The sequence below is a fragment of the Porticoccus hydrocarbonoclasticus MCTG13d genome, from assembly GCF_000744735.1.
GTDB lineage: Bacteria > Pseudomonadota > Gammaproteobacteria > Pseudomonadales > Porticoccaceae > Porticoccus > Porticoccus hydrocarbonoclasticus.
Window position 1 is genome coordinate 2,406,311 of record NZ_JQMM01000001.1, and the last position, 18,039, is coordinate 2,424,349.

At 52.7% G+C, this 18,039-nt stretch carries 15 protein-coding genes and 1 tRNA gene; 2 read left to right on the forward strand and 14 right to left on the reverse strand.

The features are described from left to right. The 6 genes from U740_RS11445 to U740_RS12080 form a co-directional block, all read right to left on the reverse strand. Positions 1-861, reverse strand: a complete 861-nt coding sequence (locus U740_RS11445) for a hypothetical protein (protein WP_036860852.1) — start codon at positions 859-861, stop codon at positions 1-3. Between the two features lies 1 nt (position 862). Next, on the reverse strand, positions 863-3,139 hold the full coding sequence (locus tag U740_RS11450) for a hydantoinase B/oxoprolinase family protein (RefSeq protein WP_036860854.1): 2,277 nt from the start codon (positions 3,137-3,139) through the stop codon (positions 863-865). A gap of 22 nt (positions 3,140-3,161) precedes the next feature. After that, positions 3,162-5,312 (reverse strand): hydantoinase/oxoprolinase family protein, encoded by a 2,151-nt coding sequence (locus tag U740_RS11455; RefSeq protein ID WP_036860857.1) that lies wholly within the window; start codon positions 5,310-5,312, stop codon positions 3,162-3,164. Between the two features lie 54 nt (positions 5,313-5,366). Beyond that, positions 5,367-5,759 carry an acetone carboxylase subunit gamma gene (locus U740_RS11460; protein WP_036862101.1) on the reverse strand — a complete coding sequence of 131 codons (393 nt, stop codon included), beginning with the start codon at positions 5,757-5,759 and terminating at the stop codon, positions 5,367-5,369. 11 nt (positions 5,760-5,770) lie between these two features. After that, positions 5,771-7,705 carry a hydantoinase/oxoprolinase family protein gene (locus U740_RS11465; protein WP_036860859.1) on the reverse strand — a complete coding sequence of 645 codons (1,935 nt, stop codon included), beginning with the start codon at positions 7,703-7,705 and terminating at the stop codon, positions 5,771-5,773. A 407-nt stretch (positions 7,706-8,112) separates the two neighbouring features. After that, on the reverse strand, positions 8,113-8,580 hold the full coding sequence (locus U740_RS12080; protein WP_081890932.1) for a DUF3565 domain-containing protein: 468 nt from the start codon (positions 8,578-8,580) through the stop codon (positions 8,113-8,115). 252 nt (positions 8,581-8,832) lie between these two features. Here U740_RS12080 and U740_RS11475 point away from each other — a divergent pair, with 252 nt between their 5' ends. After that, positions 8,833-9,456 carry a cytochrome P460 family protein gene (locus U740_RS11475; RefSeq protein ID WP_051921541.1) on the forward strand — a complete coding sequence of 208 codons (624 nt, stop codon included), beginning with the start codon at positions 8,833-8,835 and terminating at the stop codon, positions 9,454-9,456. 97 nt (positions 9,457-9,553) lie between these two features. Then, positions 9,554-10,276, forward strand: a complete 723-nt coding sequence (locus tag U740_RS11480) for a GFA family protein (RefSeq protein WP_152556838.1) — start codon at positions 9,554-9,556, stop codon at positions 10,274-10,276. Positions 10,277-10,801: 525 nt separating this feature from the next. Here U740_RS11480 and U740_RS11485 read toward each other — a convergent pair. The 8 genes from U740_RS11485 to U740_RS11520 form a co-directional block, all read right to left on the reverse strand. Next, on the reverse strand, positions 10,802-11,707 hold the full coding sequence (locus U740_RS11485) for a DUF7946 domain-containing protein (RefSeq protein ID WP_036860862.1): 906 nt from the start codon (positions 11,705-11,707) through the stop codon (positions 10,802-10,804). Between the two features lie 308 nt (positions 11,708-12,015). After that, a tRNA-Ser gene (locus tag U740_RS11490) sits at positions 12,016-12,106 on the reverse strand. A gap of 84 nt (positions 12,107-12,190) precedes the next feature. After that, positions 12,191-12,370, reverse strand: coding sequence for a carbon storage regulator CsrA (gene csrA / locus U740_RS11495; protein WP_036860863.1), 180 nt, complete (start codon positions 12,368-12,370; stop codon positions 12,191-12,193). Positions 12,371-12,539: 169 nt separating this feature from the next. Beyond that, a complete protein-coding gene (locus U740_RS11500) occupies positions 12,540-13,772 on the reverse strand; it encodes an aspartate kinase (protein ID WP_036860865.1) in 1,233 nt (410 codons plus the stop codon). 90 nt (positions 13,773-13,862) lie between these two features. Then, positions 13,863-16,463 carry an alanine--tRNA ligase gene (gene alaS, locus U740_RS11505; RefSeq protein ID WP_036860867.1) on the reverse strand — a complete coding sequence of 867 codons (2,601 nt, stop codon included), beginning with the start codon at positions 16,461-16,463 and terminating at the stop codon, positions 13,863-13,865. Between the two features lie 61 nt (positions 16,464-16,524). Further along, a complete protein-coding gene (locus tag U740_RS11510; RefSeq protein WP_036860871.1) occupies positions 16,525-16,875 on the reverse strand; it encodes a histidine triad nucleotide-binding protein in 351 nt (116 codons plus the stop codon). Between the two features lie 17 nt (positions 16,876-16,892). Further along, the gene (locus U740_RS11515; RefSeq protein ID WP_036860872.1) at positions 16,893-17,087 is read right to left on the reverse strand and encodes a Trm112 family protein; all 195 of its coding nucleotides are present in this window, start codon (positions 17,085-17,087) and stop codon (positions 16,893-16,895) included. Positions 17,088-17,186: 99 nt separating this feature from the next. Beyond that, positions 17,187-18,020, reverse strand: coding sequence for a M23 family metallopeptidase (locus U740_RS11520; RefSeq protein ID WP_036860873.1), 834 nt, complete (start codon positions 18,018-18,020; stop codon positions 17,187-17,189). Positions 18,021-18,039: the final 19 nt, after the last annotated feature.

The window sequence follows — 18,039 nt, forward strand, 5'->3', positions numbered from 1 at the left end:
TTAACCCTTCAGGCTCGACAGAGTATCAAGAACCAACTCGGGCTTCGCATCCGGCGGAATAGTCAGGTAATAAAACCCATCCACCGTTGGCAGCGACCCACCTGACTGGTCACCCCAGAGCAGGTCAGTCACCTCAACACCTTTGGATTTGCCACCCAGCGGCGATGTCGATGGAGCAATGGTAAAGGCCAGATCCGCGGGCACATCGAAATCGGCATCCGCTGTGGGAAGATATAACCCCACAGACCAGCGGTAGTGTTTTGCCACATTATAAACGGGCTGATACCAGGTCAGTTCGGCACCGCTGGCAGGCATCAGTTCGGGATCTTCCACCAGCAGCACACCGGAAAGCTCGGTTTCGCTAAAATAACGCAGAAAATCGGCCACGTACATTGCTGCCGTATCGACGCTCATTTCATCCGGTTCGGCAGTCTCTCCATTGGCGGCCTGATGGGCCTTGACCAGCAGGGCACGAGGAGATGGCATCACCATGACCAGCGGTGCAGAGCTGCTGTAGTTATTGGCCAGGGCTGTTATGACCTCTGCCAACAATTCGCGCGGCGCATAGGCTTCCAGCATAGCTTTCAGGGCGGCAGTGACCCGCCGTTTGCCCGCCATGGCCGGGAGGGCCTCCGCATCTTCCCTGACCCAGTGCTGAAACAGGTCCCAAACATCGATAACAACCACCTGGGCTTTCACCAGACCATGGGCCTGACGATAAAATGACATGTAGGCAGCGGGGTTGGTCCAGGGGTTTTCATCCTTTCCCAACAGCAATTTTTTAGTGTAGTCGTTGAAGTTAATCCAAAGCCGGGGGGTTTCCCCCCCGGCTGCCAGATAGGACACAAGATCTAGTGCCATACTATTTCCTTTCATTCTCGGGCGGGAGACCAGCGTCTTTCCTGGCCGCTGCAAGTTTGGCTTCCAATTCGGCAATTCTCACGTCTTTTGGATGTGTGACGTAGATCGGGCCGGGATTTTGAGCATCGCGCTTATCGTCGAGACTACCGGCATAAATCACCTCGTTATCGCCATTCCAGGCACCGTAGAACGGAATGTTCTCGGGCGGATGATCCTTAACGTGTTTCTTGACGAACTCGGCATAGGGCACGCCCTGCTTTTTCCGCTGCTCGCGATACTCGGCACGCAGTTTTTCGGTAGCCTCGTCATCCACCACCAGCGTGGTTTCGTTGAATTCCACCTTGTAGAGCTGTTTAGCCCACTCGGGAGAAATCAGACCTTCCTCAATATCCATGATCACATAGGTGGGATCACGCTCGAGGGGGTCACCGTAACCACCGCCGCTACCCTGGGAAATCATGTACAGCTCACCGCGTTTGGAAATGTCGAAACCCATACCCATGTGGTGGGTGGTGTATCTGGCATTCGGGAATGGCTGCTCATTCATAATTTCGTGGATACTGTGTTTGAACAGTTGCGGATTCTCCAGCAAAACCTCGTACACGTCTACACCCTGAACTTTACACAGGGGGTAAGAACCCCCGGCATAGCCGCCGAACAGACCCTGGATAGTAGGCACCTTGGAACCCTGAGTAGTGGTCATGAAGCCCCACTGTTCACTGTCCTTGGTAGCCGCGATCATGGTGTAGCCCATGCCACCGCGGTATTTGCCGGGGGCCTGGGTATTGGCCGTCATTTTCTTGGACACCAGTTGCAGGAACGGAACTTCTTCCTCGTTCATTTCCTGTTCACCGATATCCGCCATAGTGGCAAAAATCGGGGACAGTGCGTGCTCACCATCGCGGTCCATACGGGCACCGCCACCCATACCGTTCAGGTCGGCACAGAGGTTACCCAGGGTTTCACCGTGCTGGTTGACACCACCCCAGATGAAGGTGTTGATCATATTGTGCCAGGGTGCCAGTACACGGGTGTACTTGTCCGGACAGCTGTACAGGAATTTGGCGCAAGCGTGCTGGGCCACTGTAAAGCTGTGGAAGATAGACATCAGACTCTGGGAGTTGGGCGCCGAGTAGGAACAGTCCACTAGGGTGCCGGGCTGAGTCACGAACTCCACGGGCGACAGACCCGCCTGACCACGGGGCAGATCCGGCCAGATATGGTTCATGAAGGCCTGACCTACCATGCCCTTCATACCGGGCAGCTGGGTATTGATAGCGCGGTTGGTCAGCTCGGGGCTGGTACCGGAGAAATCAAAAATGAGCCGATCACCTTTCTTGATCACCGCCAGATTGATTTTCAGCAGCGCATTTTCACGCAGGGTGCTGTCCATGATGGTCTGAGTGCGCACGGTCATGTCGGGCCACTCGGAAATGCGGCGACGGACTTCGGTTACCACACTCTCGTTGGTGTATCGCAGACAGGCTGTCAGGGCATCAGGACCGTCAGTAGCCAGCACTTCCTTGATGCGTTTTTCAAGACGCATACAGGCGAACAGTTTTACCTTCATATCCTCGTATTGCAGCTTCGGCTCGCGTACAGAATTCTGCAGGAAGGTCAGCAGGTCTCGCTTGATCTCGTAGTTTTCCACCACTTTGAACGGGGACATTTTCAGACCTTCGTCAAAGGAGGTTTCCGCCATGGAAGGCATGCCACCCGGCTCAATTGCACCACACTCACCTTCGTGAACAGTGGATGCCACCCAGCAAACCAGCTTGCCTTCGTGGAATACCGGCAGAATCATGCTCTGGTCGGTATTGTGCACGTTGCCATAGCGGGAGTCGTTGTGGATGAACCCATCCCCCGAACTGACGCCGACGGTTTTTTCATCGATCCAGTTCTTGATAATGAACTTGATCGGGTGGTGAACCAGTGCGGAGAAGATCAATACGCCACCGGCACTACCGATCGTAAGGTCACCAGACGCCGAGTAGATACCGGTGATAATGTCACCCCACTTGGCACCGGGAGCTGCACCCATCTGCTCAACCATCTCAAAACCTTCTTCACAGGCAGACTGAAGCCGGTCCCGAATGGAGGCGATCTGGTTGAGGTCGGTGAACGTTTCCATCGCCTTTTCTTCTTCGGGCGTGCGCGGCATGATGCTGTGGTCGCGCATGATCTCGGGATCGGGCCCCAGGAAAAGGGTAGTATCCTTGAGGAATTTTTCGATCAGCTCCTGATCTTGCAAAGCTGAATTGTTTGTTTCGTTATTCATAATCAAATACCCCTATATCCACTCAATTTTTTGCATCGGTGCGGAAGAACCATACGGCGCCCTGCTCGGCAGAGACATACTTCCAGCCCGGTTCAATCAAGTAGGTTGTTACGTCTGAGGCCACAATACCGGGACCCACAATTTCTGTTCCCGACGGGATGTCAGTTTTCCGCCAGACCGGTGTTTCGATTGCCTTGGCGCCAGTGCTGACAAAGTAGCAGGTGCGTTTGGCAATGGGTTCTGGCGGTGCGGAGCGCTCACTTTCCGGGATCGGCTTGATGTGTTTGAAGTGCACGGTTTCGTGCTCTACAAATGAAGCCACACGAACGGTGTTGATACGAATACCCGCTTCCGGCGCCTGGCTACCTTCACCAAAGCGTTTGCCATAGTCCTCGGAGAACTGTTGCAGGATATTCATGACATCCATGGCAGATTCCAGAGTGTGCTTGGGCACGACCACGGTGGTCTGAACCAGCTGGTTACCATAGCGCATGTCCAGTTCCAGCGAATAACGGATGTCCTCAAGGTTCATACCCTGACGCAGCAGATCGTTTTGACCGCGGGAGCTCAGCTCGGCAACGATGTCGTTGAAACGCGTGTAGTCATCGAACACTTTACGAGTGTTGGAATCGTACAGCACCATGAACAATGACATTTCATGAATGTGCATCTGGTGCATGTTGCCTGCACCCACTGCCGAGAATACCGAACTCATGGGTGGCGCCAGAATTTTGTCAATGCTCAGATTGCTGGCAATACCACAACAGTGCAGCGGACCATTACCACCATAGGCGAGCATGGTGAACTCTTCGGGATCATAACCGCGAACTCGCAACTCAGTGTGCAGACCGTTAGCCATGTTGCTGTCAACTTTTTCCTTGATCAGCAGCGCCGCTTCAATCGGTGATACATCCAGGTCGTCACAGAGTGTTTCTTCAATGGCAAACACAGAGCGCTTGGGGTTCAACGGAATGTGGCCGCCGGCATAATTGGTGGGGTCCAGATAACCCAGCACCAAATCGGCGTCCGTCACGGTAGGACTCATGCCACCACGGTCATAACAGGCTGGACCGGGATCGGAGCCGGCGCTCTTCGGACCCACGGCAACCGCGTTGTACATCCGGTCAAAGCTGGCGATGGAACCGCCGCCCGCACCGAGGGTAACCAGATGGACCATAGGCACAGACACCAACCAGCGGTCAATAACCGGGTTGAAATCGTAGTGCTTGATACCGCCTTCCACCACGATACCGATGTCATAGGAGGTACCACCCATATCGGTAGCAACCACACTGCCGAGATCGGCTTCCTTGGCCAAATGCTCCGCTGCACTGATACCGGATACTGGACCGGAGTGGATGGTTTGCAGCGCATCGGTTGAGTTCAACTGTGCCATACCACCGGAGTTGTGGATCACCAACATCGGCTTATCGTACTTATTGGAACGCAGGTTTTGTTCCAGCTGACTCATGGCGTGATACATGGTGGAGTGAAGATAGCCATCCACAATCGCCGAGGTCGCACGAACATATTCGCCCTTCCGGCCAGCAACGCGGTGAGACAAGATTACCGGAATGGAACCCAGCAGATGCGAGGGATACTCATCCAGCAAAATCTGTTCAACACGTTTTTCATGGTCGGGGTTAACCACGGAGTTAACCAGACAAACCACAATAGCCTGAGCACCCTTATCCACCAGTTTTCTGATCTTGACGCGCACGTCCGGCTCATCAAGCGGCATAACCAACTCACCCTGAAAACCGAGACGCTCGCGAACACCCTCGATCATGTGCGGCAGAACCAGCGGGGCCGGACGCTGAGCATCGGGCAGGTTTTGTTTGCCCAGCTCGTCCAGACCTTCACCGTAACCACGTCCACGACTGAGTGGCACCATCGCCTCGTAACCCGCCGTCACCAACATGCCGATGCGAGGGCCTTTGTGCTCGATCAGGGCATTGGTACCCAGCGTAGTGGCGTAGCGAACCGAATCCACTCCAGAAAGGATACTTTCCATGGTGAGACCGAGTTCAGTGTATGCACTCTCCAAGGCTTCATTAAAACCGAGAGAGAGGTTTTGGTGGGTCGTCAACGCTTTGGTTTCAATGTACTTGTCATCCCAAACTACAAAGCAATCGGTAAACGTACCACCGATATCTACTGATATACGTTTCATAACCTTTTTCCTAAAACAGACCTAATTTATTCAATCACCAATCAACAAGCCGTATCAGTGCTTGTGGGTGTGACAGCGATCTACCAGAATATTGGGGCCTTTCACCGGCTCGAGAATCTCTTCGCGGTGACTCCACTGCTCTTTCAGGGCATCAATATCTACTTCCATATCGTAGAGTGGCATATGGTTGGGAAAGGTATATTCAACCTCTACCTGAGTGCCACAGGACGGACAGTAAAACTCGTAAATGTTGACCCACTCCCTGTCAGGACAGAAGGTGAAACGGTACTTTTCAGGGTCGATAATGGACGGGTGGATATCTGCTGGATCACGGTTGTACACCAGCAGTCCCTCTTTGTAGTTACCACGGGCTGAACCAACCACATGGTCACACACCCGGCACTCCCAGTTTTCCGAATCCAGATCAATACGGAGATATTCAGTCATCAACACTTTCATTATTTGTCCCCCTTGGTCAGGCAGATATCGCCCAGCTCAGTCACCACGAACTCCCAACCTTCGCGAACCAGACAGGTAAAGAATTCTTCCTCAAGGATAGCCGGTCCTGTGCCGTGGGCACCGGGCTGCATATTGTTCACTTCATAGACAGGAACGTCGCTCCAACCAGCCGCACCGTTAAACAGTGAGCGGTTTTTAGCCGAGTTGGCCTGAGCCTTTTTGGACACTTCCGCGTGCTTGTTGTCTTCAGTTTTCAGCTTTTTACGTACCGCAACTTCGAGCGTCACGTCGTCAGCTTTTGCCATGTCCTGCGGGACTGAAACTGTATGCCCGAGCTCATGGATCGACTCGACACCGGCTTTGTCTGCCACCAGTCTGGCTGTAACTTCATATTCACCCTTGCCATAGCCCTCGGCAAACATGTCTCGCTCACCGCGCTCCATCAGTGCGGCATAGGCCGTTTCCAGAGCCTGCTGACGGCTACCAGTCAACACGGTGGAATAATTCTGACCGATATCGCAGGAACCAATACCAAAGGCACTGAAAACCGCCGCCATTTTGGGCACAAACACGGTCGAAATCCCGCAGCCTTCAGCGATGCCACAGGCATTCATCGGACCGGCGCCACCGAAAGCCAGCAACACGGTATCGCTTTCAATTTCACCAAAAGATTTCAGTTCCCCGGCGATTTTTTGCTCGAAGGCATCACGCAGCTTGAGCAGGGCTTCATCTGTGGTAACCCCCAGCGGCGTAGCAATGTTTTCAGCGATAGCCGTACGGGCTCGCTCAAGATCAAGAGCCAGACCACCGCCAAAGAACGTGGATGGATCCAGCAGACCCAATAACAGGTTTACATCGGTGATCGTGGCATTCTTGCCACCACGACCAAAACAGGCCGGACCAGGTACTGCGCCGACACTTTCCGGACCTACCTGGATAGCACCGTTCTTCACCGTCAGAATGGAGCTGCCTCCCACACCGGGACTGGCAATTTCACAGAGTGCAAAGGAGATAGGAACACCTTCAACCGTACCGCGACGCTGCTCGTGCACACCGTGTCCGATCACATGACCGATGTCCGTAGTAGTACCACCAACGTCCATGGAAAGCACATTGGGCAGGTTGTATTGCTTGCTGAAGGTTTTAACCCCTTCCATGCCACCACGTGGACCAGAGCTGTATGTTTTTACAGCAATCGTTTTTGCAACGCGCGATGCATCCCCGTCGTTGCGGAAAATCAGCAGCGGGTTCTTGGTGCGATACTCGCGAAGACGGTTTTCGGCGTTATAGAGAAAGTTCTCCATGGCCGGATGCAAAAATGAGTTAATCATCGCTGTCCAGCAACGGCGCTCCGTGGACACATCATCGGCCAGCTCACTGGCAAACAACATTGGAACAGCACCGAGCAGATGGCGAGGATAGTTGTCAAAGGCAATACGTTTGAACTGAGCTTCGTACTCGTCTGCCTTCTCGGACTCAAAACAAACCACAATACGGTTGGCACCCACGGAAGTGAGACGGGTGATGACCGAAGTGGTATCCGCACCTTTTGATTCATCATCCACATCGGCCAATTCAACTTCAGAAACCCTGTCGCCAATCAGGAAGTCATAGAGCTCCGGATCCTGCTCACGCAAACGGGCGGGCAACGTAGAGCCCTTGTTGATGATCAAACCGAGTCGTGGACCTTTACGTTCAACAATGGCATTGGTTCCCTGCGTGGTTGAATAGCGGATATGATCCACTTCAGCCAACAACCGGGCGACATTTTCTTCTCCGTATACTGCCTTGGAAGCAGACCGCAGACCATCAAAAAAACACTTACTCAAATCGTAAGGTGTTGTCAGAGTTTTGGTCTTGTAGAAGTTGTTTTCTGTCAGCACACAGATATCTGTGAGCGTACCGCCATTATCGATATTTATTAGCATTCCCATATCGAGTTACCTTAGTTCTTTTACTAGCCGAGAATAGTTAGGGTTATAAACTTCACCACAATGTGACCAATAAAAATAGCCACCATCTGGAGAGCTCCATTACTTATGCAATAGACATACCAACTTATTATTGGTGAGAGCATGAATTATATCTATTTGTTTTATATTAAAAATTCATGTCTCACTTGATTGTGCAACAGACCACCTGACCTGTCCGGAAATCAATCACCTGTTTTAATTCACTATGGATTACGCCCAACAGGCTTTCTAAAAAGGAACCTGTCAGGCAACGGTGTCGACTCAACCATCGAACCCGTCAAATCAGTATAGTAACTATAGAGCGCCTTGAACAACTCTACTCGGAAACCACCCCTTCGAACCCCGGCCCCATAGTCGCTGGCCCGACATCAGGCCGAGTAATACTCAATGTAAAACTGCACGTCTCCCATTGCCGGACTGAGACTGTGCGTGAGATCGGGAGCCATGACCCCAGCAAAGCCCTTGTCGAGTAGAAAACCACGGCTGGCAGGCACGCCTGGCTCAATAACGAACTGCAACATACCCTCTTTGACCACAACCCTGGCCCATACCCCGGGCTCCGTAGAGAGGCCACCCTGCCATTCGCTCGGCATATCCGAACGCTGATACACCGGAGTGGTTTCGACCAACGTCATACCATCGGGGATTTTAGGCATATCGCAGTCCACACACTCAACACTGTCACCAATATGTTCCTGTCGTCCCTTGCCGGTGCCAATCCAGCGGCACTCCATGTAGGGAGGATTGTGCTTCATCTGCAATTCGTGACCACATTCCAGCTCCGCCACCCACTCCTGAAAGCGGTCCAGGTGAAAACCCTCTATGACTCTCTGCATAACATCAAACCTGCGATTAACTGATACACCGTACACGCCGAATAGTTTTCAACGCCCAATACCAGTATAGGGATCACTGTGGTTTCTTGCAGGCCGCATGGAAAGTTTTGTCGACAATAATCCTGCAATCCCCCGCCCCAAACTGGCAGCACTGGAACTTGTGGCACTGCCTGTCTGGCACTACGCTATAGAGTGGTTTTCCATTGTTATTTATTTGGATATAACTCTTGTTTAGGTCGGAGGTATGAAGGGATGAAATATTTAATGATCCTTTATGTAGCTGCATCGATAGCCGTGACGGGCTGTTCACCAGGCGACGCTTCAGAATCAGAACAGGAAATATCGGCTAATGGTTTTTCTCCGTATGTCGATGAGCAGGGAAACATTAGCCGGCCAGATAATTTTCGTGAAAACTGGGTTCATCTCGGTACCTGGTTTGTGAAGGAGGATGATCATGCAAGTGGCCCCGGTGTTCACGATGTCTACGCTACACCTGAATCCGTTAAAGAATTCAAGAAAAACGGTCAATGGCCCGATGCTACAGTGTTGATAAAAGCCGTTTCCGGAATTGAGAAGAAGCAGCTATCTACAGGAAATGCACAATGGGCCGGCGATACCGGTGTCTGGTTTGTGATGGTGCGCGACCGGGAAAACCGATTTCCGGACAACAAGGCCTGGGGCGAAGGCTGGGGTTGGGCTTTATTCAAGGCAGATGCGCCCAAAAAGAATGTAACAACCACCTGGCATGGCGAAGGGTTCAATAATTGTTTTGGCTGCCATGTGCCGGTTAAAAGTACCGAATGGGTTTATATCGACGGCTATCCCACCGTGAGGGATTTCGCACGCTATCCGGAACTGGACGGCCCTTCAGAATAGCAACCCACTAGAAAACCGATAGCCAGCGAGGGCTAATAGTATTCGTAGCACTGCGGCCGATTCAAACGCTCATTTGTCAGTCACTGTCGCATTCAAAGTGAATTTATGGGTTTTACTCGACACCCAGATCGAGGATGTCTGCACCTACCTGTCAGACAAAAATCACGAGATCACATCGGGGCTAAGCGAAGAAGAATTGTCACTATTTGAGACAAACGCCAAGCTAAGTTTCTACACTGTCTTCAACAGGTTTCTGCTTGCCTCCGGCATTCTCGTATTAATACTGGCATTGGCACTGTTATATTTCACTCGCCAATATGCCACACAGCAGAAGCAACGAAACCGCCCGCCCACATCAGCAGTACTTGCCCGTATCTATGGAGCCATTATGAAAACCTATACCGTCCACTGCAGCTGTAACCGCATCGAATTGTCTCTATGCGGCGAGCCCAGGGCGCGGGTCATTTGCCACTGTATCGACTGCCGGGAATTGCTTGACGGCCCGTTTTATCCGGTCACCGTGTGGACTGATCAAACTGCTTCCATCACCCATGGCGAAAGCAACCTCAGCACCTACAAACACCCCAGGCTGAAAATGAAAAAGTATTTCTGCACCAACTGCGGAGAAGTGCTGTTCAACACCAACAGCGTGGACTGGCGGGCTGTTCCCCAGTGGCTGATCGCCAAGAACCACAACAACCAACTGCCCCAGGAATTAACCGCCGTGACACATGTTTTCTATGAACAGCGCATTATTGATGTCAGCGACAATCTGCCCAAGCACTTGCGCGGCTTTAGCAGCCCGCTCTTTGAAGGCTGAAGATAGCGCCGAAGTCCCATTTCAACAGCCCTCTCCAAACAAATAAAAACCCCGGCATAAAGCCGGGATTTGAATCAGAGCCTCAGTGGCACAACTCGATTCGGGAGGGATTGGCTCGCCGCGAGGCGGCTCGGGGTTTCACTCCGCCGTCGCAATGCGCCGGCGCCCAAAACGGTCAAGCCGTTTTGTCGAAGGGGTATTCTCATCCATGTCTCCTGACACCCACCCATAAAAAACCCGGCATAAAGCCGGGATTTTTATGGGTGGCGGTGAGGGAGGGATTCGAACCCCCTCGCAATGTTATGTTGGATACTTCGCCAAAGTGCCCAATAGGGACATATAGGGATATAACGGGTTTAAATTCAACATGTTGCATAAACGACCATTCACTACAGAGCCCTTATAGCCACTGTCCAGCCTGCCCCATTTGCGCCCCATTTCGAATTATTTGCGCCCCAATTGCGCCCCAAATAATTGGGGCCCAACAGACATCATAAGATCCTTTAACACAAGCTCTTTGCTTCTTCAGTGATCCTTTGCATCGCTTACATACAGTCGGTGCACTTCACCGTCTTTCGTTACAGGCTTTGCTGTAAAACTAAACGGTGTCTCTTGATCTAGCGCACGGGTATATACATTCCCAGGTTCCAACAAAAGAGGATCGGTTATCTTCCCTTTAACCGGTTTTTCAAAACCATCCACCAACATCTCGCAGTGGCCTGTTACCTTATTAACCTCTGTGATTGATAGACATGTATACGTTTGCACGTCCCCTACTTCCTCTTTTTCCTTTGATTTAAGAACAGCAGCTTCAGGTTCACTGATTACATCTTCATATTCTGTGCGTGCAAATTGGTGGAATTCGTTACAACTCAGGCCAACGGGATCAACCATTGTTCTTGCATTTTGGCGATTTAGGACAAGCAGATCTGGCAGGGTATCTAATAGCTTGTTCTGCAGGCCGGCGATTGTTTCATTAGAATTCCCAACAAGTTGCATCGCAACAAGCATGACATCCTTATCCACATCAGCCTTGTGGCGTAACGTCTCACAGAGCTCATTCATGATTTTTTCCGTTTGGCTTTCTTTGATCATCATATTTTTTAGGGCAGTAAGCACCTTAAAAAATATGAATGAGACTGCATCTCGTGCTCCATCTGCCAATATCCCATGTTGCAACGCAAGCGGGGCAATGAATAACCATTGCTCATAGCAGCCTTGGTTAGATGCGTGGGTATAACAACTATATTCCTTCTTATAATTATTTCGGGGGACGTTGCCAGAAAGGCAATAGTGTATGACTGAGTTATAAAACTTAGTTGCCCCGACGAGAGAGAAGCCTAATTGTTGAGTGTCGATGATATGGCTTTCAGCCAACCCCCCTTCATAGCGCAAGCTGAAGGGTGTGATTATTCTCTGCTGCACACTCATATCTCCCCGTTTTTTATCAAGGCTACTACAACTGACTTACAGCGGCCACTCGCCTTGATGTCTGCCCAATGGTACTTTTTGCCACAGGAACGAATACAACTAGAAAAATTTACGGTGACTAAGGGTACGCAATAAACACTCAGCCCAGATAACACCAGAGAGATATAAGCGCTTCAGAAGGGGCTAAAAAGGAAAATTCTTAGAAGAAACCGAGCTCAAAATGGGGGTTAATTGGCTTAGATTTAGCCAATTGCGCCCCAAATGAGCCCCGATTGCATTGATTTTTCTATCAAAATCAACAGGTTAAATGGCGGTGAGGGAGGGATTCGAACCCTCGATAGGGGATTAGCCTATACTCCCTTAGCAGGGGAGCGCCTTCAGCCACTCGGCCACCTCACCATACTATTGAAACGACGATAAATGCCGCCTCGCAAAAGTGGCGGCATGATAACATACCAAATGGAAAATCAAAGCGGGCAAAGGTTATTGATCTTCGTCTTTTTCCTGCTGAATCCGCTGGTAAATCTCTTCCCTGTGAACGGAAACTTCTTTGGGTGCATCCACACCCAGACGCACCTGATTGCCCTTGACTCCGAGCACGGTGACACTGACATCGTCACCAATAATGAGGGTTTCCCCGACGCGACGCGTGAGAATTAACATGGTTTAGCTCCTGTATACTGCCAAATACCAACGTCTATGCTGGCTTTCCTGGTTTAACCACGCATTGTTATTGTTATTCAGCGGGCCACCTCCCTGATGGATAATGCTTCCACAGTCGGGCAGGCGGAACTATACCAACCATTCCATATTGCGGTAAATAGTCTTTTGCTCACTCCTCCCTGTCAGACTCTTCCAGCTCGAAGGCACTGTGCAGGGCACGCACAGCCAACTCGAGATATTTTTCATCGATAACGACGGTAATTTTAATTTCCGAAGTACTGATCATCTGAATGTTGATATTTTCCTGCGCCAGCGCTTCAAACATCTTGGCGGCGACACCCGCATGAGAGCGCATCCCGACGCCAACCAAAGCAAGCTTGGCAATGCTGGCATTGGTATCTACTTGAGTGGCACCCAGTTCTACAGCAATACGTTCAAGGATGTCTTTCGCTTTTGCCAGTTCATTGCGATGGACGGTAAACGTCAGGGATGCGGTATTGTCATGTGCCACATTCTGCACAATCACATCGACCTCAATATTCGCGCGACCTACTGCGCCAAGGACTTTGGAGGCGATCCCGGGCACGTCGGGTATACCGCGGATGGTCAGCTTGGCTTCATCGCGGTTAAATGCGATGCCAGAAACAACCGGTTTTTCCATATCGTCGTCGTCCTCCAGGGTAATCAATGTACCGGGGCCATCCTCAAAGCTGGATAGCACCCGCAGCGGGACTTTGTATTTTCCAGCAAACTCAACCGAACGTATCTGCAATACCTTGGACCCCTGGCTGGCCATCTCCAGCATTTCTTCAAAGGTGATTCGGTCGAGCCGACGCGCATTGGCGACCACACGTGGATCTGTGGTGTAAACACCGTCCACATCGGTATAAATCTGGCACTCGTCTGCTTTCAGGGCTGCGGCGAGAGCCACTGCGGTTGTATCGGAACCACCGCGACCCAACGTTGTAATATTGCCATTTTCATCGACGCCCTGAAAACCGGCCACCACGACCACCCGGCCAGCCGAGAGATCCTGCTGCATACGGTGCGCGTCAATTTCCTGAATGCGAGCCTTGGAATGAGCGTCATCTGTGAGGATACGCACCTGACCACCGGTATAGGAGCGTGCATCACAACCCAGCTTATGAAGGGCGATGGTCAGCAGCGCAATGGTGACCTGCTCACCCGTGGAAACCAGAACATCCATCTCTCGCGCACTGGGTTCGGCCTCAATCTCTCTGGCCAACCCAATCAGGCGATTGGTTTCGCCACTCATGGCAGAAACCACCACCACCACGCTATCGCCGCGATTGCGGAAAGCATGGACTTTCTCGGCGACCGCCTGAATACGCTCTATGGTGCCGACCGATGTGCCACCGTATTTTTGAACAATCAGACTCATGACAACTCTACAGTTCTTGCCGCCGGAAATGGGCGGCAATTAAACACCAAATAATTGACAAAGTTAACAGATAATATGGCGTACACGCACTCATCCGGAAAGCTGTTGCTGCACCCACTCGGCCGCTGATTTCAGTGCCGACGGGAGCGCATGCACATCTGTACCACCACCCTGCGCCATGTCCGGACGACCACCGCCTTTTCCACCCAAATCAACGGCGACACGCTGCACCAGGTCACCCGCTTTCAGACGACCTGTCACCTCAGGCGTCACACCGGCAACCAGCGCTACCTTTCCGTCATTCACCGCAGCCAGCAGAATGACCGATGCACCCAGCTTGTTCTTCAATTGATCCACGGTATCGCGCATGGATTTCGGATCTGTACCCTTGATATCAGCCAGCAAAACCTGAACACCATTGACCGTTATCGCCTGACTGACCAGATCGCTACCCGCACTACTGGCCAGTCGGCCCTTCAGTTGGGCATTTTCCCTTTCCAGCGCTTTCATTTCGGCACAGAGTACTCCCACCTTTTGAACGGCATTCGCCGGACGGGCTTTGACGAGCTCGGCAATGTGTTCCAGCTGGGCTTCCAGCTCATCCAGGTAAGTCAGTGCCTGTGCACCGGTCACGGCCTCAATACGGCGCACACCGGAGGCGATACCGGTTTCACTGACAATCCTGAGCAAACCGATGTCGCCCGTGCGCAGCACATGGGTTCCGCCGCAGAGCTCGACAGAAAAGTCATCCCCCATGGTCAGGACACGTACCTGATCACCGTATTTCTCACCAAACAGGGCCATCGCACCTTTCTGTCTGGCCGTCTCCATATCGCAGATTTCTGTTTGTACGGGGCTGTTGATGCGAATTTCTTCGTTGACCCGCCGCTCAATGGCTTTCAGCTGTTTTGCGTCGACCGCCTCGGGATGACTGAAATCAAAACGCAGCCGCTTGCTGTCCACCAGCGACCCTTTCTGGGTGACGTGATCGCCAAGAATTTCCCGCAGTGCAGCGTGTAACAGGTGAGTGGCAGAGTGGTTGAGCGCAGTCGCAGCGCGCACCGCGTTGTCGACCCGGGCTTCCAGTGGTTGTGCTTCAGTGATCGAGCCCGACAACAGCATACCAATGTGCAGGTAGTGGCCGCCCTGTTTCTGACAATCGCGCACTTCAAACTCGACACCCTCGGCGAGCAGGTAACCGCTGTCGCCAGCCTGACCGCCGGACTCGGCATAGAAAGGGGTCTGATCGAGGACGACGATCCCCTCCTCCCCGGTGGCAAGCTGACTGACCTGCGCCCCCTCCCTGAGTAGCGCCCGAACCTCACCCTGACCGGAGAGGTTGTCGTACCCGGTAAAAGCCGTGGCACCATCCAACACCAGCGAATGACTGTAATCCACCTTGAAGGCACCGGCGCTGCGCGCCCGCTGGCGCTGCTGCTCCATGGCTGCTTCATAACTGGCCATATCCAGAGACAGTCCGCGCTCCCGGGCGATGTCATTGGTCAGGTCCACCGGGAAACCAAACGTGTCGTACAGAGTAAAGATCAGTTCTCCCGGAATCACATTACCCTGCAAATCATTGAGGGCCGATTCAAGCAGGGACATGCCTTTATCCAGGGTTTTTTCAAACTGCCGCTCTTCCGCCAGCAATACCTTCTCCACCTGGGCCTGGGCTTTGGCCAGTTCCGGGTAGGCATCGCCCATTTCGGCGACCAGCGCCGCCACCAGCTTGTGGAAAAACAGACTTGTCTGACCCAGTTTGTGGCCATGACGAACGGCGCGGCGAATAATCCGTCGCAGTACATACCCTCGCCCTTCGTTGGCCGGAAGCACACCGTCCACAATCAGAAAACTGCAGGAGCGAATGTGATCCGCGATGACTCTCAACGACTTGTTTTCCAGGTCACGGGTGCCGGTCACTTCTGCAGCCGCTTTTAATAGTGCCTGAAACAGATCAATATCGTAGTTGCTGTGAACACCCTGCATCACGGCAGCGATGCGCTCCAGCCCCATGCCGGTGTCGATGGAGGGTTTTGGCAAAGGTGTCTGGTGCCCGTCGGCACTGCGCTCAAACTGCATGAAAACCAGATTCCAGATCTCGATATAGCGATCCAGATCGTCATTTTCACTACCAGGGGGACCGCCGGGTACATCCGGACCATGGTCATAGAAAATTTCTGAACTCGGCCCACAGGGGCCGGTGTCGCCCATCTGCCAGAAGTTATCTTCATCAAGACGCGAGAACCGTTCAGGACTGACAGCTACTTCATTCAACCAGATGTCTGCCGCCTCATCATCGGAGACATGCACGGTGATCCACAGGCGTTCTTCAGGCAGCCCGAGCACCTCAGTGAGGAACGTCCATGCGAAGCGAATGGCATCGCGCTTGAAATAGTCGCCAAAGCTGAAGTTGCCCAGCATTTCAAAAAAGGTGTGGTGTCGTGCAGTGTAGCCCACGTTTTCCAGGTCGTTGTGTTTGCCCCCCGCCCTGACACAGCGCTGCGAAGAAGCGGCGCGGCAGTATGGCCGCTGCTCGACGCCCAGAAAGACATCCTTGAACTGCACCATACCGGCATTGGTAAACAGCAATGTCGGATCGTTGTCGGGCACCAGGCTACTACTGGGCACAACAGCATGTCCCTGGCTGGCAAAATACTTCAGGAAAGCATCACGTATTTCAGCACTTTTCATAAACAAGCAGGTTCCATAACCCTGACCGGGGTCGGTTAATCAATCGTGTGTCCGGCAATCGTCAGAATCCGAGTTCAGCCTCAGAAAATGCTTTATTGCCAAGAATATGCAGATGGAGGTGAAACACCGTCTGGCCAGCTCCTTCGCCGTTGTTAATCACTACCCTGAAGGCATCACCAATACCGGCTTTACAGGCAATCTCCCCCACCGCCAGCATGAGATGACCGAGGATTTTCTGATCCTCCGGAGAGGCATCGACCAGTCGGGGAATCGGTTTCCGTGGAATCACCAGCAGATGCGTAGGCGCCTTGGGGGCAACGTCCCTGATGGCGATACAAAGCTCGTCTTCATAGACGATGTCGGCAGGAATGTCACCCTTGATAATTCGGCTGAAGATGGTTTCTTCTGACATGGTTTGTTGGCCTCCGGCTAGTGAGTGTCACCGAGTTTTTCGTCGGTGCTGAGTGGGCGGGCCTCACTTTCCAGCATCACCGGGATACCATCGCGAATCGGGTAGGCCAGACCGCTGGCCCGACAGACAAGTTCGTCTTTTTCCCTGTCATATTCCAGTGATCCCTTACTCACCGGGCATACCAGGATACTGAGTAGTTTTTTATCAATCATCATGAATCCGGAGCGTAGCGAAAGTTGCAAGGAAGAAGTTTAAGGGAAAGGCGGCCCCAAGACTACGCCTGTAGTATCGGGATTCAGTATCCGGTTACATTACTTTGCTGCGGGGAACTGGTCCAGCACCAGCGCCGGATCGAGACGGACATCGAACCAGTTGATCCGCCAGTCCAGATGCGGGCCGGTGGCACGACCGGTCGCACCGACGCGGGCAACCGGGTCACCGGGGGCCACTTGCTGCCCTTCTTCAACCAGCAACTCACTGAGGTGGATGAAGGTGGAGCTGATACCGTAACCGTGGTCGATCAACAGGGTGCCACCGGAATAAAACATATCACGGTGCACTAGTGTCACGACACCCGGTGCAGGCGCAAAAACCTCAGTACCGGTGGGGGCGGCGATATCCAGACCGTAGTGGGGGTTTCCCGGCGTACCGTTGTAAACCCTGCGGCTTCCATAGACGCCGGTGATAGGCCCTTCCAGGGGTTTGACAAAGCCTGTCAGAAAATCTGTTCGCCGGCCGTCCACAGTTCTCGCTTCGCGCACCAGTGTCGCCTCCCTTCGAATTCGCTCCAGCACCTCGGGCGGCGGTGTGACGGTCTTCTGTGGCACACCCTCCACACGCTGCTCGCGATAGACTCTCTGCTCCACGGCGTAACTGAAGGTCGTCACCTCATTACCGCCATTGGTGTGGGTGAGCTTGATTTCTGCAGGAGCATCCCGGCCAAGACCAAACACAAACAAGCCCTGATCATCCACCCTGACAGGACGGCCCATGATCTCAACCTGCTCGCCGGGCGTCACCTGGCCGATCAGCATGCCACCCTGCACCAGCTCGCCTTTAAGCTCCAGCGAAAAAGACCACATCGGCAGCAGACACAGCAGCAGAACAAGCGGCCGACGACATAGGGACAGACATCTCAATAACATGATCGACTCGTGTTGGGTT

What these genes read in the sequence shown, in the direction of transcription:
- U740_RS11500 (WP_036860865.1), bottom strand. Translation starts at nt 13,772, where the DNA reads ATGAGTCTGATTGTTCAAAAATACGGTGGCACATCGGTCGGCACCATA.
- U740_RS11460 (WP_036862101.1), bottom strand. Translation starts at nt 5,759, where the DNA reads ATGACTGAATATCTCCGTATTGATCTGGATTCGGAAAACTGGGAGTGC.
- U740_RS12080 (WP_081890932.1), bottom strand. Translation starts at nt 8,580, where the DNA reads ATGCAGAGAGTCATAGAGGGTTTTCACCTGGACCGCTTTCAGGAGTGG.
- U740_RS11475 (WP_051921541.1), top strand. Translation starts at nt 8,833, where the DNA reads ATGAAATATTTAATGATCCTTTATGTAGCTGCATCGATAGCCGTGACG.
- U740_RS11485 (WP_036860862.1), bottom strand. Translation starts at nt 11,707, where the DNA reads ATGAGTGTGCAGCAGAGAATAATCACACCCTTCAGCTTGCGCTATGAA.
- U740_RS11515 (WP_036860872.1), bottom strand. Translation starts at nt 17,087, where the DNA reads ATGATTGATAAAAAACTACTCAGTATCCTGGTATGCCCGGTGAGTAAG.
- alaS (WP_036860867.1), bottom strand. Translation starts at nt 16,463, where the DNA reads ATGAAAAGTGCTGAAATACGTGATGCTTTCCTGAAGTATTTTGCCAGC.
- U740_RS11455 (WP_036860857.1), bottom strand. Translation starts at nt 5,312, where the DNA reads ATGAAACGTATATCAGTAGATATCGGTGGTACGTTTACCGATTGCTTT.
- csrA (WP_036860863.1), bottom strand. Translation starts at nt 12,370, where the DNA reads ATGTTAATTCTCACGCGTCGCGTCGGGGAAACCCTCATTATTGGTGAC.
- U740_RS11450 (WP_036860854.1), bottom strand. Translation starts at nt 3,139, where the DNA reads ATGAATAACGAAACAAACAATTCAGCTTTGCAAGATCAGGAGCTGATC.
- U740_RS11445 (WP_036860852.1), bottom strand. Translation starts at nt 861, where the DNA reads ATGGCACTAGATCTTGTGTCCTATCTGGCAGCCGGGGGGGAAACCCCC.
- U740_RS11465 (WP_036860859.1), bottom strand. Translation starts at nt 7,705, where the DNA reads ATGGGAATGCTAATAAATATCGATAATGGCGGTACGCTCACAGATATC.
- U740_RS11510 (WP_036860871.1), bottom strand. Translation starts at nt 16,875, where the DNA reads ATGTCAGAAGAAACCATCTTCAGCCGAATTATCAAGGGTGACATTCCT.
- U740_RS11520 (WP_036860873.1), bottom strand. Translation starts at nt 18,020, where the DNA reads ATGTTATTGAGATGTCTGTCCCTATGTCGTCGGCCGCTTGTTCTGCTG.